At 65.3% G+C, this 18,858-nt stretch carries 12 protein-coding genes and 2 pseudogenes; 10 read left to right on the top strand and 4 right to left on the bottom strand.

What is annotated here, in order from left to right:
• Positions 1–146: 146 nt before the first annotated feature.
• A complete protein-coding gene (locus ROA7023_RS21365; protein ID WP_085881014.1) occupies positions 147–878 on the bottom strand; it encodes a Crp/Fnr family transcriptional regulator in 732 nt (243 codons plus the stop codon).
• Between the two features lie 204 nt (positions 879–1,082).
• On the opposite strand from ROA7023_RS21365, the gene ROA7023_RS21360 reads away from it, so the two are divergent.
• The 6 genes from ROA7023_RS21360 (at position 1,083) to ROA7023_RS21335 (ending at position 13,887) form a co-directional block, all read left to right on the top strand.
• Complete coding sequence (locus tag ROA7023_RS21360) at positions 1,083–1,319, top strand: hypothetical protein (protein WP_085881013.1); 237 nt, start codon at positions 1,083–1,085, stop codon at positions 1,317–1,319.
• A 634-nt stretch (positions 1,320–1,953) separates the two neighbouring features.
• Positions 1,954–10,119 (top strand): glycoside hydrolase family 94 protein, encoded by an 8,166-nt coding sequence (locus ROA7023_RS21355; protein ID WP_234992388.1) that lies wholly within the window; start codon positions 1,954–1,956, stop codon positions 10,117–10,119.
• 402 nt (positions 10,120–10,521) lie between these two features.
• On the top strand, positions 10,522–11,595 hold the full coding sequence (locus tag ROA7023_RS21350; RefSeq protein ID WP_370739260.1) for an MlaE family ABC transporter permease: 1,074 nt from the start codon (positions 10,522–10,524) through the stop codon (positions 11,593–11,595).
• Positions 11,595–12,371 carry an ABC transporter ATP-binding protein gene (locus tag ROA7023_RS21345; RefSeq protein WP_085881017.1) on the top strand — a complete coding sequence of 259 codons (777 nt, stop codon included), beginning with the start codon at positions 11,595–11,597 and terminating at the stop codon, positions 12,369–12,371. Before ROA7023_RS21350 ends, ROA7023_RS21345 begins: the two co-directional genes overlap by 1 nt.
• Positions 12,371–13,267: an MlaD family protein gene (locus tag ROA7023_RS21340; protein WP_085881011.1), complete on the top strand. Its 897-nt coding sequence runs from the start codon at positions 12,371–12,373 to the stop codon at positions 13,265–13,267. Before ROA7023_RS21345 ends, ROA7023_RS21340 begins: the two co-directional genes overlap by 1 nt.
• A 5-nt stretch (positions 13,268–13,272) precedes the next feature.
• Entirely contained in the window at positions 13,273–13,887 is a 615-nt protein-coding gene (locus tag ROA7023_RS21335; RefSeq protein ID WP_085881016.1) for an ABC-type transport auxiliary lipoprotein family protein, read from the top strand.
• Between the two features lie 500 nt (positions 13,888–14,387).
• Here the strand turns inward: ROA7023_RS21335 and ROA7023_RS21330 are convergent.
• Positions 14,388–14,681, bottom strand: a pseudogene (locus ROA7023_RS21330) (hypothetical protein); the annotation flags it as partial.
• Between ROA7023_RS21330 and ROA7023_RS21325 the strand changes: the two are divergent.
• Together ROA7023_RS21325 and ROA7023_RS21315 are read left to right on the top strand one after the other, a co-directional pair.
• A pseudogene (locus ROA7023_RS21325) lies at positions 14,680–15,021 on the top strand (YcbK family protein); the annotation flags it as partial. The pseudogenes ROA7023_RS21330 and ROA7023_RS21325 overlap by 2 nt on opposite strands.
• 162 nt (positions 15,022–15,183) lie before the next feature.
• A complete protein-coding gene (locus tag ROA7023_RS21315; RefSeq protein ID WP_085881010.1) occupies positions 15,184–15,432 on the top strand; it encodes a hypothetical protein in 249 nt (82 codons plus the stop codon).
• A 14-nt stretch (positions 15,433–15,446) separates the two neighbouring features.
• Here ROA7023_RS21315 and ROA7023_RS21310 read toward each other — a convergent pair whose 3' ends face one another.
• Positions 15,447–16,814: a sensor histidine kinase gene (locus ROA7023_RS21310; RefSeq protein ID WP_085881009.1), complete on the bottom strand. Its 1,368-nt coding sequence runs from the start codon at positions 16,812–16,814 to the stop codon at positions 15,447–15,449.
• Complete coding sequence (locus tag ROA7023_RS21305; RefSeq protein ID WP_085881008.1) at positions 16,811–17,470, bottom strand: response regulator transcription factor; 660 nt, start codon at positions 17,468–17,470, stop codon at positions 16,811–16,813. Before ROA7023_RS21305 ends, ROA7023_RS21310 begins: the two co-directional genes overlap by 4 nt.
• Before the next feature lie 145 nt (positions 17,471–17,615).
• On the opposite strand from ROA7023_RS21305, the gene ROA7023_RS21300 reads away from it, so the two are divergent.
• Together ROA7023_RS21300 and ROA7023_RS21295 are read left to right on the top strand one after the other, a co-directional pair.
• Positions 17,616–17,960 (top strand): PepSY domain-containing protein, encoded by a 345-nt coding sequence (locus ROA7023_RS21300; protein WP_085881007.1) that lies wholly within the window; start codon positions 17,616–17,618, stop codon positions 17,958–17,960.
• A gap of 450 nt (positions 17,961–18,410) precedes the next feature.
• Entirely contained in the window at positions 18,411–18,788 is a 378-nt protein-coding gene (locus ROA7023_RS21295; RefSeq protein WP_085881006.1) for a PepSY domain-containing protein, read from the top strand.
• Positions 18,789–18,858 lie beyond the last annotated feature (70 nt).

Genomic DNA, 18,858 nt, shown 5'->3' with positions numbered 1-18,858 from the left:
AGTGGCGGAAGATCTCCGGGCCCAACCGTCTGCCCGAGGTCATCCAAGGGATTGTCTTCAAAGACGGTATCAAGCAACTTCACGCTGCCGCCTGATGATGGCCGTCACCAACTTTTGGGCATATCTCCGGCATGACGGCCTCCTGATCACTTGAGCAGTGGTCCGTCGTGATCGAGATAGGTCTTGTCGAAATCTGCAAGCTCCACCAAACCGTCGAGATCGTGGATTTCGACCTGACCATGCTGGAAGGTCACAAGGCCGTCCTCGCGCAACTCGCGCAGGACGCGGTTCACGTGCACGGCGCTCAGGCCCAGCGTGTCCGCAAGCAGGTATTGCGACAGCGGGCAGGCATATCCCGAAGCCGACCCCAGACCCACCAGTTTGAGCCGCGCACCTAGTTCCAGCAGGAAATGCGCGGTCCGCTCCTTCGCGTCGCGCCGACCGATGCTCACCAGATGTTCGACCACCATCGCCTCGTCCCGCGATGCGGCCCAGAGGACAGCGGTGGCAAGGCGCGGCGTCTCGCTGAAGGTCGCCAGCAGATCGCTGGCCAGAACCTCCGACGCCTCGACCTTGGTCACGGGTTCGATGTTGTGATCGGAGGTGCGGAACAGCACCGACCGCAGACCCAGAAAATCGCCGGGAATCTGGAAATCGACGATCTGCCGCGCTCCATCCGCAAGGATCTTGTACGAGCAGACCCACCCGGACGCCAGGATATAGGCCGCCTGATTGGTCTGTCCCTGATGCACCATGTCCAGTCCGGCGGCAAAGACCTTGCGACGGCCATGCAACCTGTCGAGCGCCGCATACTCATTCTCGGACAGAGAGACGAATGCGCCGAGTTTGCGCGCGAATGGGCTGTGAATGGCATTCAATGCCAACGCTCCTCTGAAAAAATATGTCCGGAAACGGAAACGGGCACATGGGGCCGCGACCGTGCCAACCACCACTTGGACGCAAATACCACGGGTCGGACTGATCTGCCTCAGTCCACCATAGCACACAACTGCGACACTGGCGCGATGGTACCGCACGACGGGCGTCCCTCCCCCGACATCTGCCCAAGAAAGGCGAAGTCAATGTCCCATACCCCCGACGTGTCAGGAGTGGCGGCCCTTTCGATCTGCGAGTCGCTTCTGCTGGCGCTGAATGACCGCAACATCCTGCCGGAACATGAAATTGTCGGCATCCTGCGCGATGCCGCTGCGGCGCATTCGAATGACACCGGCCAGGACGGCAAGGCCGAGCTTCACGCCGCCGTCGCTGCCCTGATCAACGGCATCCTCGAGGGCGGAAACTCCGTTCGTCGCCGGTAGGTTGGCAGGTCGGCGGGATACTGCCGCCTTTACTCCGGTAAATGCGGCGACACTGATCTGGGATAGTGCGCCTCTGGCACTGGCCCGCTACGATCGCGCGAACTTGCCCCACAACCTGAGACTCTGCCGCGCAACATGCTGGAGTATGTCCGCGAAAGGGCCGTCGCCGACTCTTGAAAGGGCCTGAGATGAACTGGGATCAGATTGAAGACAATTGGGTCGCCATGACCCGGCGCATGCGGTCGGACTGGCCTGCGACAAGACCGCGTGATGTTGCACCCGGGGCCCCGTCCGTTGGCGCGGGGATTGTGGCCAATGAACCGGCGCGGACGGTTGCGGAGGACATGAAGCCAATCGGCCGTGAGGTGGCGTGACGGTCGCATCCCTGACGCCCGGACTCCAACAGCGTCTGGTTCACGGGTTCGGATGGCGACCGCCCGCGTCCGACCTGTGGCGCGACACAACGCCGATCCGATCAGAGATCTTCGGAGCCGAAAGACTGGAGCATCACGCGCTGTCCCTGGCCGCGGCACAGGCGGTTGCGCCCCGGCGCGGCCCGCGTGTCCGCCCGCTGACGGCGCGGGTCAACGACAACGCGCGCTATCTGCTCATAGCGTACCGATCCTGTAGTCAGATGTTGCAGTCCGGGCGTTCTGTCACGCCCGCCGCCGAATGGCTTCTGGACAATTTCCATCTGGTCGAACAGCAGTTGCTACAGATCGACGACGATCTGCCAGCGGAATACTACCGGCAACTGCCCAAACTCGCCGACGGTCCATTCGCCGGCTATCCGCGCGTGTTCGGTCTGGCCTGGGCCTATGTCGCCCATACCGACAGCTTGCTGTCCGGTCCCGGTCTGGCCCGCTTCGTGAAATCCTACCAGCAGGTCAGCCCGCTCTCCATCGGCGAGCTTTGGGCCGTGGCGATCACGCTGCGGATCGTGCTGGTCGAGAACATGCGCCGTCTGGCCGAACAGATCACCCTGGGCAACGACCATCGGGTGATGGCAGACGAAATCGTCGATCAGGTGCTGGCGGGGCGCAACGACCCGGCCGTGTCGCCCCAGGACGCGCTACGTGCCGCGACCGCGTGCGTCGCCGCCGCGCCTCTGGACGAGATCGTGTCGGCCCAGATCGCCAAACGGCTGCGCGGGTTCGACCCGGCCGAGACGCCCCTGCATGCATGGCTGGAGGACCGGCTGCGCCATCAGGGGTCCTCGATCGAAACCGTCGTGCAGAACGCCCAGCTGCGGCAGGGGGCGTCGAACGTCACGATGCGCAATATCGTGACCAGCATGAGGCTTGCCTCGGAACTGGACTGGGCCGATCTCGTCGAGGATGTCAGCCTGATCGACGCCCGCCTGCGCGCCCGCTCTGGTTTCGCGGCGATGGATTTCGTTACGCGCAATCGCTACCGCACTGAAATCGAGGTGCTGGCGCGCGGATCGAGCCTGAGCGAGATCGCCGTTGCGGAGGCTGCGTTGAGCCTTGCCGCCAAAGGTGCGCAGGGCGCCGAATCCGACCCGGGGTTCGGCTTGATCGGGCTCGGTCGGCTTGTGCTCGAACGGGAGGTCAGGTTTGTGCCGCCGCTGAGGATGCGGCTGGGCCGTATGTCGGGCCGGCTTGGACTGGGCGGTTATCTTGGCGCCATCGCGCTGGTTACGGCCGCGGTTCTGACGGTGGCGCTCTGGGCCACGGGTGCAGGCGGGCCGGCGTTGCTGCTTCTCGCGGTCTCAGGACTTGTCACCGCGTCCGAGGCCGGAACCGCGCTGGTCAGTCTGGCCATGACCCGGTCCGTGCGGCCAGATCCGCTGCCGGCGCTCGACCTGGCGACCGGAATTCCGCCGTCCCTGCGCACACTGGTCGCGGTGCCCGTGTTGCTGCACGACGCCGAGGATCTTCAGGCGCAGATCGACCAGCTCGAGGTGCATCACCTGTCCAGTACCGGCGGCGCTTTGCACTATGCGCTGTTGTCCGACGGGCCCGATGCGGCCAGCCGGACGACATGCCAAGATGCGTCCCTTGTCGCCACGGCCGAGGCTGCGATCAAGCGCCTGAACACCCGGTATCCGTCCGATCATGGCGACCGCTTCCTGTTCCTGCACCGTCACCGGCAGTGGAACCCGGCGGAGGGCGTCTGGATGGGGTGGGAGCGCAAGCGCGGCAAGCTGACCGAACTGAACCGCCTGCTGCGCGGTTCCAGCGATACGAGTTTCCTGCCTCATGCCGGCCTGCCGCAGGATGTGCGCTTTGTCATCACGCTGGATGCCGACACCCGCCTGTTGCGCGATACCGTTGCTCGGTTGATCGGCAAGATGGCCCATCCGCTCAACCGCGCGGTGTTCGATCCCATGACCCGCCGCGTCACGGCGGGTTACGGCATCGTTCAGCCTCGCGTGACGCCGGCGCTGCCGACGGGCACCGAAGGCTCGTTGTTCCAGCGCATCTATTCCAGCCCCGGCGGGATCGAGCCCTACGCCAGCGCCGACAGCAACGTCTACCAGGATCTGTTCGGCGAGGGCTCGTTCACCGGCAAGGGCATCTACGATGTGGACGCGTTTGCCGCCAGCCTTGCGGGCCGCGTGCCGGACAACACCATGCTGAGCCATGATCTGTTCGAGGGTGATTTTGCCCGGGCGGGCCTGGCCTCGGACATAGATGTGGTCGATGATTTTCCCGCGCGCTACGATATTGCCATGCGCCGCCAGCACCGTTGGGTGCGGGGTGACTGGCAGCTTCTGCCATGGCTGATCCGCCGGGACAGTGGGCTGTCGCCGCTCGGCCGGTGGAAGATGACGGACAATCTGCGACGCGCCCTGGTGGCACCGCTGACGCTTGCCGCCCTGTTCGCGGGCTGGCTGTTGCCGGTTCCGATGGCCGCCGTTTGGACCGTCGCGGTGCTCTTGATGCTGGCGCTGCCGCATCTTGTCGGGCTGCCGTTTGCCGTTCTGCCGGGCCGGGCCGGGATCACCTCGAGCAGCCACCTTGCGGCGCTGCTTGCCGATGCGCGGCGCGCATCGGCGCAGATCGCGCTGAACACGGCGTTTCTGGCCGATACGGCGTGGCTAATGGCGGATGCCATTGCGCGCGCGCTGATCCGGATGGCCGTGACGCGGCGCCACCTGCTGCAATGGGTAACGGCGGCTGCGGCGGGGACGGACATGCGGCCGGGACTTGGCGCGCAGTACCGGCAGATGAAGGGTGGAATGGCGCTCGGCCTTGGCGCCTGCGGTGTGGCGGTCGCGCTCAACCCTGCGGGCTGGCCGGTTGTCGCCCCCTTCGCGCTGCTGTGGCTGGCAGCACCCGCGCTGGCCAAGCGCGTCAGCCAACCACGGGCCGCCAAGGCGTCCGAGCCGCTCGACGCCAGCGAAGCCCGCGCCCTGCGACTGATCGCCCGCCGGACCTGGCGCTATTTCGAGACTTTCGTGACCGAGGCCGACAATTTCCTGCCCCCCGACAACTTTCAGGAAACCCCGACGTCCACGGTCTTTCATCGCACGTCGCCCACCAATATCGGCCTCTATCTGCTGTCCGCAACCGTTGCCCGCGACATGGGGTGGATCGGGCAGGCCGCGGCCGTCACCCGGCTGGAACAGACGCTGCTGACGGTGCAACGGATGCCCCGGTTCCGCGGGCATCTCTACAACTGGCATGACACCCGCGACCTGCGCGTGCTGGAACCGGCCTATGTCTCATCGGTGGACAGCGGCAACCTGGCCGGCCACCTAATCGCCGTTGCACAAGCCTGTCGAGAGTGGCAGGAGACGCCGCCGACCGAACCCGAACGGCGTGCGGGACTTGGCGATGCCCTGGCGCTGGCACAGATGTCGCTAACGTCCGAGGCTGCCGCAGTATCCGCGCCGCTTGAGCGGCTGATCGACGCCAATGCGCGGAATGATGCCCTCCCGAGCCTACTGCCCCTCGCGACCGAAGCGGCCGGCCTGGCCGCCGACTTGGGCGGATCCGCAGCCGATCTGGCCTTCTGGTGCGGCGCGGCGAAGGACTGCATCGCCGGACATGTCGAGGACGAGGCGGGCGGTGCCGACCCCCGCCTTGCCCGAGTCGAGCGGCTGGCCCGCGGTCTTGCCATTCAGATGGATTTCGCCTTTCTGCTCGACCCGGATAAGAAGCTGCTGTCCATCGGCTTCTCGGTCGCGACGAACACGCGCGACCCCAACTGCTATGACCTGTTGGCCTCCGAGGCGCGGCTTGCCAGCCTGTTTGCCATCGCCAAGGGAGACGTGGCGACCCGGCACTGGTTCCGACTGGGCCGTGCCGGGACGCCCGTTGGGGCTGGATCGGCGCTGATTTCGTGGTCGGGCAGCATGTTCGAATATCTCATGCCATCGCTGGTCATGCGTGCGCCAGCAGGATCGCTCCTCGAACAGACCAACCGGCTGATCGTCGACCGGCAGGTCGCCTACGGTGCCGCGCACGGGATGCCCTGGGGCGTGTCGGAATCCTCCTACAATGCGCGCGATCTGGAGATGACCTATCAGTATTCGAACTTCGGCGTGCCGGGGCTGGGTCTGAAACGGGGTTTGAACGAGAACCGTGTCATCGCCCCCTATGCCACCGGGCTCGCCACGATGGTCGCGCCGCACGAGGCCCTGCGCAACTTCGAACGGCTCGCCGCCCTCGGGGCCGAAGGCCGGTTCGGGTTCTATGAGGCGGTCGATTTCACGGCACAGCGCGTGCCCGCCGGGGCAGATCACGCCTTGGTGCAAAGCTTCATGGCGCATCATCAGGGCATGACGATCACCGCCATCGCAAACACCCTTCAGAACGGGCTTTTGCGGACACGATTCCACGCGGAACCGATGATCAGGGCGGTGGACCTTCTTCTGCAGGAGCGCGTGCCGCGCGATGCGACCGTGACACCACCGCGCTCCGAGGATGTTCCGCTCACGACGGTCGGGATCGACGACAGCCCGGTCGTTCGCCGGTTCGACGCTCCGAGCGACACGGTTCCGACCGGCCATGTGCTGTCGAATGGTCGCTATGCCGTGATGCTGACTCCCACGGGCGGGGGCTACAGCCGGTGGCGCGATCTGGCCATAACCCGCTGGCGGCCCGATCCTTCGCAGGCAGCCCTGGGGTCGTTCATCCTGGCGCGGGATGTGAAGTCCGGCGCGCGCTGGTCCGCCGCAGTGCAGCCGACCGGAGCCGGACCGCGCCGGCACAATGCCGTGTTCTGCGAACACCAGACCTCGTTCAGTCATCACGAGAAAAAGCTGGGCATGACCACCGAAGTCGTCGTTTCGGCCGAGGATGATGCGGAGGCGCGCCGTGTCACGCTGACCAACACCGGCGGCCATGCACGCGAGATCGACCTGACGTCCTACGCCGAACTCGTGCTGGCGCCGCAGGCGTCCGACCTGGCGCACCCGGCTTTTTCGAAGCTGTTCGTGGTGACGGATTTCATGGCGGATCTCGGCGCGATCATCGCAACGCGCCGACGTCGCGCCGCCACCGACCCGGAGATCTGGGTCGCCCATATCGGCGTGGTCGAAGGCAGCGAAAGCGCCCCTGTCCAGTACGAGACCGACCGCGCCAAGTTCATCGGTCGCGGTCGGGATATCGGCACGGCAGAGATGGCCGAAGGCCCGTTGTCGGGCAGCACGGGCACGGTGCTCGACCCGGTCCTGGCCCTGCGTCGCCGCGTTGTCGTGCCCCCGGGCGGCATGGCGCGCGTGACGTTCTGGACCGTCGTCGCCGAAACGCCCGAGGCGCTGCTGGACCAGGTGGACCGCCACCGGGACCCTTCGGCCTTCGAACGCGCCGTGACGCTGTCCTGGACACAAAGCCAGGTGCAACTGCGCCATCTGGGCGTCTCCCCTTCCGCTGCCGTCGATTTTCAGCGCCTCGGGGGCATGATCCTGCGCGACGATCCGCGCTTGCGGGCGACGCCCGGTCAGATCGACGCCGGTATGGGGCCGCAATCGACGCTTTGGGCGATGGGCATTTCGGGCGACCTGCCGATCATCCTTTTCCGGATCAGCGATAGCGAAGACACGGCCGCCCTGCACGAGATGCTGGCCGCGCATGACTATCTCCGGATGCGGCAGCTGGATGTCGATCTGGTGATCCTGAACGACCGCGCGTCGTCCTATGTGCAGGACTTGCAGAGTGCTATCGACGTCGCCGTCCGGTCGGCCCAGACCCGACCGCGCAGCGCGGCGGATCTGGGCGCGACGCAAGGCGCGATCCACACCCTGCGTGCCGATCTTGTCACGGCAGAACAACAGGACATGCTGCGCGCCGTCGCGCACGTGATCCTGCTGGCCAACCGGGGGGGCATCGGCGCTCAGATCGACGCCTTGCTGCCGGTCGCACCATCGCCGCCACTCCTTTCGGCACCGGCCCCTTCACCCGCCAGCGCCGCCCCGGACCTCGACCTCGAATTCTTCAACGGCACCGGCGGGTTTGCCGAGGACGGCCGCGAGTATGTCACCATTTTGCGCGATGGCCACACCACGCCCGCGCCCTGGATCAACGTCGTCGCGAACCCGAACTTCGGTTTTGCGGTCTCGGCTGAGGGCAGCGGTCCTGTCTGGGCCGAAAACAGCCGCGAGAACCAGTTGACGCCATGGTCGAACGACCCGGTCTGCGATCCGTCCGGCGACGCGATCTATCTGCACGATCTCGACAGCGGCGCGCTGTGGACGCCGACTGCGCTGCCAATCCGGGGGCGCGGCACCTATGTCGCGCGGCATGGCTTTGGCTACAGTCGGTTCGAACATGCCGCCCATGGCATCGCGGCGGACATGGTGCAGTTCGTGCCGCTGGACGATCCGGTCAGGATCACCCGCCTGACACTGCGCAACGCCGGCGACACGGTGCGGCGCCTGTCGGTCACGGCCTATGCGGAATGGGTTCTGGGCACGTCCCGCAGCGCCACGGCGGCCCATATCACCACCACGCAGGACGCGGAGAGCGGCGCCGTCTTCGCCCGAAACCCGTTCGGCCTAGCGTTCCCGGGCCGCGTCGCCTTTGCCGATCTGGGTGCCGAGACCCGAAGCGTGACCGGCGACCGATCCGAGGTTCTGGGCCGCGAGGGCAGCATGGCGCGCCCCGCCGGCATCGGGGCCGGACTGCTTTCCGGGCGCACCGGCCCTGCGCTCGATCCCTGCGCGGCGCTGCAACGCCATGTGACCCTAGCGCCGCAGGAAAGCGTGGACGTCTTGTTCCTGCTAGGGCAGGCCGCCTCGCCCGAGGCCGCGCGCGACCTGATCAGGCGGCACCGCGCCCAAGACCCCGAAACGACGCTTCGGGCCGTCCGTCAGCACTGGACCGATCTTCTGACCGCCGTGCAGGTCACGACGCCCGACCGCGCCATGGATATCCTGCTGAACGGCTGGCTGCTCTATCAGACGCTCGCCTGCCGGATCTGGGCGCGCGCCGGATTCTACCAGGCCAGCGGCGCCTATGGCTTTCGCGATCAGTTGCAGGATGGTATGGCGCTTACCGCGCTGCGGCCCGGGATGACGCGCGCGCACCTGCTTCGTGCAGCGTCGCGGCAGTTTCCCGAGGGCGACGTGCAGCATTGGTGGCTGCCCCATTCCGGCCAGGGGGTGCGCACGCGGATTTCGGACGATCGCGTCTGGCTGGGCTTCGGCGTGGCACAGTACATTTCGGTCTCCGGCGATGCTGCGATCCTTGATGAACAGATTCCGTTTGTTGACGGCCCGCCGCTGGCCGAAGGTGCGCATGACGATTTCTTCCTGCCCACGATCTCCGATACGCAGGCCAGCCTGTTCGAACATTGCGCACGCGGGCTGGATCAGTCGATCGACCTGACGGGTGCCAATGGGATGCCCCTGATCGGCACGGGCGACTGGAACGACGGCATGAACCGCGTCGGCGAAGGCGGACGCGGCACCTCCGTCTGGCTTGGCTGGCTGCTGATCGCCACCATCGACGCGATGGCCCCGCATGCAGATGTCCGGGACCCGGTACGCGCCACACGCTGGCGCGCCCACCGGACCAGGGTACTGCAGGCCATCGAAACCGAAGGCTGGGACGGTGCCTGGTATCGCCGTGGCACCTTCGACGACGGCACGCCGCTGGGGTCGACGACGTCGGATGAATGCCGCGTCGACAGCATCGCGCAATCCTGGGCCGTTCTGTCCGGCGCTGCCGACCCGGTCCGCGCGGCCATGGCCATGGCCAGCATGTCAGAGCACCTGATCAAGCTGGACCCGGGCCTCGCGCTGCTGTTCACGCCGCCATTCGACAGCACCCCGCTAGATCCCGGTTACATCAAGGGCTATCCACCGGGATTGCGCGAGAATGGCGGGCAATACAGCCATGCAGCGATGTGGGCGATCCTTGCATACTGCCGGATGGGAGAGGGCGATGCAGCGGGTGCGCTGTTTGCGCTGGTCAATCCGATCAACCACGCCCTGACGCCGGAGGCTGCAGCGGTCTACAAGGTCGAACCCTATGTCGTGGCGGCGGATGTGTATTCCACGGCACCGCACGAAGGCCGGGGCGGCTGGACTTGGTACACCGGTTCTGCGGGCTGGATGTACCGGGCCGGGATCGAGGGTATCCTCGGGCTGACACAGACCGGACCGGACCTGGTTCTGGCCCCGTGCTTTCCAGGGCATTGGCCGCGCCTGGCCGCGACTGTCCGGCTTGGCGACACCCGTCTTGCGATCACCATCGACAATCCGAACCGCACCGGGCGGGGCATTAGGACTGCTCTTCTGAACGGGATACCTCAGGAAATCGACAAAGGGCAGCTTTCTCTGCGGCTGCCAGAGGGTGTTCAGGATCTCGTGGTCACCCTAGCCTAATCGCCGAGCGACGGATCAGCTGGGCGGCAAAGGTCAGGGACGCAGGTGCGTTTCCCTCAGTCTCACGATATTGGGGCATCGGCGCCAGTCGGCAACAAGGCTGATCCAGGTAAGTGCGGCCTCTCCGCAAATCATGGGATTGTCTCACATTACGAGCTTTCCGGGCGTCGCTGCGATCGAGGCTGCCCGGCTTCGAAGCTCTCGCTTCGGCAAGCTGGCAGCGGATGGGGCATTCCCGGCGTACCGGTCCCAGGGCAGCGGGGCTCACACATCAAGGAAGCGGTTTCATGCCCCTGGTCATACTTTCCGGCACTCTTGAGTTGGTGCGAGTCAGTTTGCGGCAGCTGATGGGCTTCGGACTTCCGGGCGGCATTGGCACTATCAGCGTCAGTGGCTGAGCCGGTGCCTGAGACGGTCGCGGTGCCGCATCTGGCATTGTCTGGTCCGGTGACGCTGGCATCCCTCGGCTCAGTCAGCGCCCTTATCGACAGGAGTAGCGCCGGGGCACCCGTCGATCTGTCTGCAGTCACCCGGCTTGACACAGCCGGGGCCTGGCTGCTGGCGGCAACGGGGCGGCCGCTCATGGGCGCCAATGACACGCAGCGCCTTCTCTTGCGCACCGTGCAAGAAGCCCTGCCGCTCGCCCCCACGGTTCGGCTCCGCAAGGTGCATCATCAGGCGGGCGACGGCTTTGTGCGCGTCGGCATTGCTGTGGACGCGCTGTTCGTTGCCATGGCGCGGAGCCTGGGCTTTGTGGGTCTTGTCACGGCCCGCCTAGCCGGACTGGTGGCGCACCCCGCGCGACTGAGGCTGACGGCACTGGTCCATCACATGCAGGAGGTCGGGCTGAACGCCGGGCCCATCGTGGCGCTGATGGGCTTCTTGATTGGCGTCGTTCTGGCGTTTCAAGGAGCCGCCCAGCTGCGTCAGTTTGGGGCGGAGGTCTTTGTCGTGGACCTGATCGCCGTATCGATCCTGCGCGAGCTTGGCATCCTGCTGACCGCGATCATCGTCGCCGGGAGATCGGCCTCGGCCTTCACCGCCGCCATCGGATCAATGCGGATGCGCGAGGAGATCGACGCGATACGCGTGCTTGGCCTTGACCCGATCGAGCTTCTGGTGCTGCCGCGCCTGCTTGCGCTGATGATCGTACTGCCGATCCTCGGATTCGTTGCCGATCTGTCCGGCCTGTTCGGCGGAGGGCTGATGGCCTGGACGCAGCTTGGCATTTCGCCCAGCCAGTTCCGCACGCAGCTGCTGGCCGATGTGGGCGTCGGGCAGGCGCTTGTAGGCCTGTCCAAGGCGCCGATCTTCGCGGCGATCATTGCGCTGGTGGGCTGCTATCAGGGCCTTCAGGTCAAAGGTGACGCAGAATCCCTCGGCATGCGAACCTCGCGCGCGGTGGTGATCGCGATCTTTCTGGTGATCGTGATGGATGCGTTGTTTTCCGTGTTCTTCGCGGTCTGGGGGGTATGATGGAGGCTGAGACCGTGATTGCCATACGCGGCCTGACCAACAGGTTCGGCAAGACCGTCGTGCACGAAAACCTGTCGCTTGAGGTGCGGCGGGGCGAAGTGCTGGGGGTTGTCGGCGCCTCGGGCAGTGGCAAGTCGGTGCTGTTGCGTAGCATCGTCGGGCTGATGACGCCCAGTGTTGGCGAGATCACCATGCTTGGAACGGATGTGCTGGGCGCGAGTGTGGCAGCCCGGGCAGGCGTCAGCGCGCGCACCGGCGTGATGTTTCAGGACGGTGCGCTGTTTTCGGCCCTGACCGTCCGCGAGAATGTAGAGGCACCAATGCGCGAAACTCTGTCGGTCGGCGCCGCCACCCGGCGGGCGCTGGCAGATTTGCGCATCGCTTTGGTGGGTTTGCCGCCCACTGCCGGCGATCTGTTTCCGGCGGCCCTGTCGGGGGGAATGCGAAAGCGCGCGGGGCTGGCGCGCGCGCTGTCGCTCGACCCCGAGATCCTCTTTCTGGACGAGCCTACTGCGGGTCTCGATCCGATCAGCGCGTCGGCTTTCGATACCCTGCTGAACTCACTGCGTGAAGCGCTAGGCCTCACGGTGTTCCTGGTAACGCACGACCTCGACACCTTGCAGGCAACCTGCGACCGGATCGCGGTTCTGGCTGAGCGCCGTGTGCTGGTCACCGGCACGATGGCCGAGATGCGTGATGTCGATGACCCTTGGGTGCATGCCTATTTCCACGGCCCGCGCGCCCACGCGGCTCTGGCGGCGGTGGGAGAATACTGATGGAAACCCGCGCTCGCTTCGTTCTGATCGGCCTGTGCACGATCTTGGGCTTCGCCGCCATGCTCGGCTTTGTGCTCTGGCTCGCCAAGGTTCAGCTCGACCGGACCTATGCGCAATACGACATCCTCCTCGGAACGGCCGCGGGTCTCAGCCAGACTGCCGCCGTCCGGTACAACGGTGTCGATGTGGGCAACGTTCTGACGATCGCCCTTGATCGGGATGACCCGGCCCTGGTGCGGGTGCGCATCGAAATCTTCGCCAGCACCCCCGTGCGCACCGACACGGTCGCCACGCTCGCCTCCCAAGGCGTGACGGGTGTCGCCTTCATCGCCCTGGAAGGTGGCAGCGCCACCGCGGAGCCGCTGCGGCCTCTGTCGCAGGCAGCGGTTCCGGTGATCCTTTCGGAACGGTCGGTGGTGCAGGATCTGATGGTCACCGGACCCGATCTGCTGGCCGAGGCGACAGCGCTGATCGCCGACGTGCGGGGCTTTGCAACACCGGAGAACCGCGACGCCGTCGCCGGCATCCTGGCCAACGTGGAAGGCGCCACGGGCCGCATCGATGCGCTGGTGACCCGCGCCGATGTGACGCTGTCCCGGGTCGATTACGTGCTGGACGCCCTCGAGACGAGCCTTGTTGCCGCCGACGGGCTCCTTGCGCAGGATGTTCCCGATCTCATGGTCAGTCTCAGGGCTGCCATCGACAGCACGGCTGGTGCGATGGACGCGGTGGGCGGGGTGGCCCGGGCCGACATGCCGAGACTTTCGGCACAGGTTGGCACGCTGATCCAGGAGGCCAGCGGGGTGATCGCCACCTTCGATGCGCTCGCCCGTCAGATCGGCAGCGATCCTGGGCGGTTCCTTTTAGGCAACGAAACCCCCGAATACAGGAGATGAAGAGAATGCATTCGCGCCGCAAGTTCCTATCCCTCGCCGTTTTTGCCGGGCTTCCCGGTTGCGGCGCCTTGTCCGCAGTCACGACGGCCAGCGATCCTCTGGATACCTATACCCTGTCGCCGCTTCAGGCCGCACCGTCGCGAGCCGGCGGCAACGGTCATCTGGTCGTCGAACTGCCGACTTCGGGCGGAGAACTCGCAACCGACCGAATCCTGATCAAGGTTTCCTCCCGGCAGGCGGAGTATTTGCCGGGAGCCCGCTGGTCAGAACCGGCCACCGCCATGGTGCAGACGCTTCTTGTCAACTCACTTCTCAACCAGGGCGGCCTCCGTTTGGTCAGCCGGGTCGGGGCGGGGCTCATGCCCGATTTCACGTTGATGACCGAAATCCTCGCGTTCCAGGCTGAACTCTTCGGTACGAATCTTGCCTCTGCGAAGGTCCATGTTTCGGTGCAGTTGACCCTGATCCGCGAAGCGGATCGCGCTATTGCCGGAACGCAGCGGTTCGAAAGCACGGCTACGGTGTTGTCTGACACCACCGCGTCCTTGGTTGCCGGTCTTGACGCCGCTATGCAATCGGTTTTGGGCGATGCGGTGGCCTGGGTGCATGAGGTGACTTGAAATCGTAGCGGGCGGACGCGCAACGCATGGCGGCGTCCGCCTCAGAAGGGCTCCGTCTCTGGCCGAAGGGCAAGGACGACGTTGCGCTCATCAGACTGGGTCCGTGTCTGGCTCGAGATTTCTGATTTTGCTTAAGAATATTTGACTATGCATCAATGCCTTAAGGTCCAGAGAAGGTTGTCTTTTAGGTCCATCCCCTCCGCCACTTGCCCCCGCGAAAGCGTTCTCCCGATCCGGCTACGGCCGGATTTTCGCGTTGTATTCGAGGGGTATGCGAGTGGGGCTGAGCACTGGCCCCGGCGCCAGAAGGCCTGGAAGCGGTCTCTTGGGGCCGATATTCTCTGGAGCTCTCGACTGCGCGATTTCGGTGTATAGATTATAAGTTATTGAAAAGTTGTGGTTAATTTCAGGCGCAACCTGAACACTTCGATGCCAGTGGCGCTGTCTAAACAAGACCGTAAACAAACTCTATCGACACACTCACCAGATGATTGTCGGTTCTACTCCACCGTTTCGAGCACGGATGCATGCTTCGTCACGATGTCCTGCACGTCGCCCGGTTTAAATGCTACATCCCATGCCCAGCGCCCAAATCCTCCGGATGAATTGACCGCTCTGACCCACTCGTTCAGCGCGTCTCTTTTGGCTTTGTTCTGTGGGCTGTCGGTGCCCTTGATCTCGAGCGCGAGAATCCTACCGCCCGGAAGGCGAACCAGGAAGTCCGGGACGTATCGCCGCCGCGAGCCCGCCCACATGTAATAGATCTGGAACCCGAGGTGATCGTTCTTGGCGTACCCGCGCTCGGGCTTCATGCACATCGACCTCGGGCCCGCGCGTCAGTGGGGCGAGCGGTTCCCGGTCCGGGCGACCGCATTTGCAGCCGAGACGCCTCCCGCGCGCGAAGTGCAGGCCGACAGCCGCACCATGAAGGGCGGTGGCGCGGCCGGAGTGGCGACGCTGGGTGCTGCCGGGGTGGAGGTTGCGCAGAGCGTCATGGCCGAGACCCAGAACGCCATCCTGCCGCTCGTGCCATATCTCGACACGTTGCGCTGGGTGTTCATCGCGGTGGCGCTCGGCGGGATCTCGGTCACGATCTACGCGCGGCTCGACGATTGGAAGCGGGGGCGGCGGTGATCGCCGGACTGCTCACCGGGTTCGCCACCAGCCCGTGGGTGCGGTCGGCACTGCGCTACGCCGCCATCGTCCTCGCCGTGCTCCTGTTTCTGCATTCGCTTCGGCGGTCTGGGGAGCGAGTGGGACGCCTCGCAGAACGCCTTGAAACCAGGGAGAAGGTCAATGACGTCCAACGCCGGATGCTGGAGGCTGCGGCTCGCCGTCCTCGCGATCGCAACGAGCTTGCTGAGCGGCTGCGCGACGGTCGGTTCTGACGGCAGCGGGCCAGGGGCATGTCCACCGATCGTCGAGTATAGCCGCGAGTTCCAGGCTCGGGCGGCCGAGGAACTGGCCCAGCTGCCGCATGGTCCGGCCATCGGCGAGATGCTGAGCGACTACGCGGTGATGCGAGAGCAGGCACGAAGATGTTGATTTTCAGCCTGTTGTCACGTCTTGCGCATAGTGCCTTGCGTGAGGGTATCCAGGAGGTCTGTGGGCATCTGGATTGATGCCTGGAAACCGGAAGACGACCCCGGACGCGGTGACTCCAGAATGAGCTGGCTTCCGATCCGGTCCACGATCGCAACAACGATGGCCAAGCCGAGTCCGCTGCCATCGGTTCTTTCACTTGCCCGCTCGAAACGGACCGTCAGGCGGTCGAGGGTGTCGCGCGGCAGGACGGGACCGTCGTTCGACACGATCAATTGTGCATCTTCCGTCAAGGTCACATCGACCGGCGCAGTCTCCGCCCCATGACGAAGCGCATTCTCCACGAGGTTTCGGCAGAGGATACCGAAGGCGTCAGGGTCGATATCTGACATGACGGCCATGTCCGGCAGGGTCAGCGCGATGCGGCCCGGCGCGCTCGCGCGCGCCAGATCGTCCACCACGACACGCGCGACAGCCCTCAGGTCCGCGCTTCGGTCTATCCGAAGACGCCCGCCTTCCGCTCGCGCAAGCTGCATGAGGCGTTCGGAAAGTCGGGTCAGCCGCTTCAGTGTCGCCTCGATCTCTGCGGCCCGCGCGTCAGTAGCAGGGTCACGCGTCTCCGACCTGAGCCGCTGTGCCTGCGCGATGGCGCCTGCCAATGGCGTCCGTAACTCGTGTGCGGCATTTGCCGCAAAGCTGCGCTCGGCCTCGAACGCTTCGCGCAACCTGGCCAGAAGGCTGTTCAGGGTTGAGGCAAGCGGGTTGATCTCCGTCGGCAGGTCGTCGGCGGGAACCTCGGACAGGTCACGGGCGCCGCGCGCCTCGAGCCGGGTGCGAAACCGGCGCAGGGGGTCGAGACTGAAGCGGACGGCCAGGACGGTCGCCGCCAGCGCGAGTGGCAGTACGATCAGCAGTGGCAGGCCGAGGCCCATCTGGATTTCCCGCGCGACCGACGCGCGATGCGCCAGCGGTTCGGCCACGGTGATGCGGATCGTGCCTTGCAGGACCGCGTCGCTGTAGAGGCGGTGAGTTGCGGTCTGGCGGAACCCCGGCCCGTCGTATGGCGGAAACACTGCGGGGTTTGCCGCATGGGATTGCAAGAGGATCAGACCCTCGTCATCTCGCACAAGGTAGGTGAAGAACTCGTCATGCTCCCGGATCGGGGCGAGCCGCTGAGTCACCCCCTGATCTTCGCGCCCGATGATGTCGGTCACCGCCAGCGGCAGGATGCGCTCGGCGGTCTCGCGCAGGGCGCTGTCGAACACCTCGTCCATCTCGCCCCGCACGATCACTGCCGTGACCGTGGCGGCCAGCAGCCACAGGACCGTCAGCACAAGGCCCAGCGACAGGGCAAGCCGCCCCTGAAGGCTGCGCGGCAGCTTCATGGTCTACCCAACCGGTAGCCCATGCCGCGCTCGGTCTCGATGACGGCGCTGCCGAGCTTCTTGCGCAGGCGGCTGACATGGACCTCTATGGTGTTGCTCTCCACTTCGACGTCGAAGGCATAGAGCTTCTCCTCCAGTTGCGCCTTCGATAGAAGCTGACTTGGGCGGGACACAAACGCCTCAAACAGGGCCCATTCGCGGGCCGTCAACTGGACTGGCTTGCCCTCGCGGCGAATGCTGCGCGCGGCGAGGTCGATCTCAATCGACCCGTGCGTGATGATCGGGTTCGGATTACCACTGTATCGCCGGGCGACCGAGCCGATCCGCGCCGACAGTTCGGCGAGGTCGAAGGGCTTCACGAGATAGTCGTCGGCGCCCGCGTTCAGCCCCTCGATCCGGTCCGAAATCTGGTCCAGCGCCGTCAGGATGATGACGGGTGTCACCTGACCTCGTGACCGCAAGCCCCTCAGGAAGCCGATGCCGCGTCCGTCCGGCAGCATCAGGTCGAGCAGGATCAGATCATAGGCCGTGCCGCGCAGCGCGTCGTCCGCCCCGTCCAGTCGCGTGACCCAATCGACGGACTGGCCGTCGCCTGCGATCTGATCGCGCACGGCAGCGCCCAGAACCGTGTCGTCCTCGATCAGCAGAATGCGCATGGCTGTTCCGTTCCTTTTCCGATGACCCTTCCATGATCCGTCCGGCTGACGCAAAGCTGAAGCCGACAAGGCCCGCGCTTCAGGTTCCTGTCAGCTTCGCCGGGCATGAGTTGCATCAAGAGGACCGCAGCGATGAGTGTGCCCCATGAAGAAGACATTGACAATTCTTGGCTTTCTCGCGGTCTTCCCGGCCGGAGTGGCGCTGGCGGACGATGACTGCTTCGTGCCGATGGCGGACTGGCTGCCCCGCGATGCCGTGGACCGACTGGCTGAAGAGAACGGCTGGACGGTGCGCCGCATCAAGATCGACGACGGCTGCTATGAAATTGACGGTCGCGACAGCGACGGTCGCGAGATCGAGGTGACGGTCCATCCCGCCACGCTCCAGGTGATCGAGTTCGAATTCGAGGACGACGACGAGGACGACGACGAGGACGATCGCCGCGAGCTTGATCGTCACCGCGACCGCGAAGGAGGCAGCGAGGACTGACGCAGCCAAGCATGGCACCCCGACCATGACCGGACCGCCGGCAGGCTGACATCTCGCAGCTTCAAGATGACCATCTGGATTTCGTCACCGCACCGGCGGACCTCGATGCAGCGGCGGAAAACGCGGGAGACGCGGAGGTCGTGCGCATCACAGAGAAGATTATCCGGCACGAGACGGGTGAAATCAACGTGCTCCATCCGGCAGCGATGCCTGTTCAGTCGGCCATGAAGACGCAGGATCCGGACGTTCCGCAGGGCCCGGCGCAGGCACCTGATCCAAAGCTGCAAGCATTCGCGCGAACCGACATGCTCCCGCGATCACCGAAGGCCGGCTGTCTCAGTCGGCCTTTTCGTTCCCGACGCGAGGCTGAAGCGGTTTGTGCATTCCCGTCAGGTGGCGCTCAGGTCTGTCCGCCAGATTGGCCTCAGCAGATGAAAAGGAGACCCTGCCATGAAACAGACCCTGATAGCCCTTTCCCTGATCGCATTGCTTCCTGCGGGCGCGGCCCTCGCCGATGACGACGACTGTTCCGTTCCGCGCAGCCAGTGGCAACCGCGCGAGGCCGCCCTGCAGCTGGCGCAAGTCCAAGGTTGGACCGTGCGGGAATTCGATATCGACGACGGATGCTACGAGATCGAGGGCCGCGACGTCGACGGCCGGGAAATCGAGGTGAAACTCGATCCTGGGACGCTCCAGATCGTCGAGATGGAATATGAGGATGACGAGGACGACCGTGGCGCCCGCAATCCCGCGCCGGCCGGCACCGCTGCTCCTCCGCAGAACGAGCTCTTTGGAAACGGCGCTCCGCCGCAGGTCCAGGTGAACTGAGCCCGGTCGAGCCCCCTGTCATTGAAAATGGACCCAAACCCATGAAATCTCTTCTCGCAACGCTCGCGCT

It is taken from the genome of Roseisalinus antarcticus (genome assembly GCF_900172355.1).
Taxonomy (GTDB): domain Bacteria; phylum Pseudomonadota; class Alphaproteobacteria; order Rhodobacterales; family Rhodobacteraceae; genus Oceanicola; species Oceanicola antarcticus_A.
The sequence above is the reverse complement of the archived record's forward strand: the minus strand, read 5'-3'. Positions and strand labels throughout refer to the sequence as shown.

Coding starts and splice junctions, on each gene's coding strand:
- ROA7023_RS21360 (WP_085881013.1), top strand. CDS start 1,083: ATGTCCCATACCCCCGACGTGTCAGGAGTGGCGGCCCTTTCGATCTGC.
- ROA7023_RS21355 (WP_234992388.1), top strand. CDS start 1,954: ATGTTGCAGTCCGGGCGTTCTGTCACGCCCGCCGCCGAATGGCTTCTG.
- ROA7023_RS21345 (WP_085881017.1), top strand. CDS start 11,595: ATGGAGGCTGAGACCGTGATTGCCATACGCGGCCTGACCAACAGGTTC.
- ROA7023_RS21340 (WP_085881011.1), top strand. CDS start 12,371: ATGGAAACCCGCGCTCGCTTCGTTCTGATCGGCCTGTGCACGATCTTG.
- ROA7023_RS21335 (WP_085881016.1), top strand. CDS start 13,273: ATGCATTCGCGCCGCAAGTTCCTATCCCTCGCCGTTTTTGCCGGGCTT.
- ROA7023_RS21315 (WP_085881010.1), top strand. CDS start 15,184: ATGACGTCCAACGCCGGATGCTGGAGGCTGCGGCTCGCCGTCCTCGCG.
- ROA7023_RS21310 (WP_085881009.1), bottom strand. CDS start 16,814: ATGAAGCTGCCGCGCAGCCTTCAGGGGCGGCTTGCCCTGTCGCTGGGC.
- ROA7023_RS21305 (WP_085881008.1), bottom strand. CDS start 17,470: ATGCGCATTCTGCTGATCGAGGACGACACGGTTCTGGGCGCTGCCGTG.
- ROA7023_RS21300 (WP_085881007.1), top strand. CDS start 17,616: ATGAAGAAGACATTGACAATTCTTGGCTTTCTCGCGGTCTTCCCGGCC.
- ROA7023_RS21295 (WP_085881006.1), top strand. CDS start 18,411: ATGAAACAGACCCTGATAGCCCTTTCCCTGATCGCATTGCTTCCTGCG.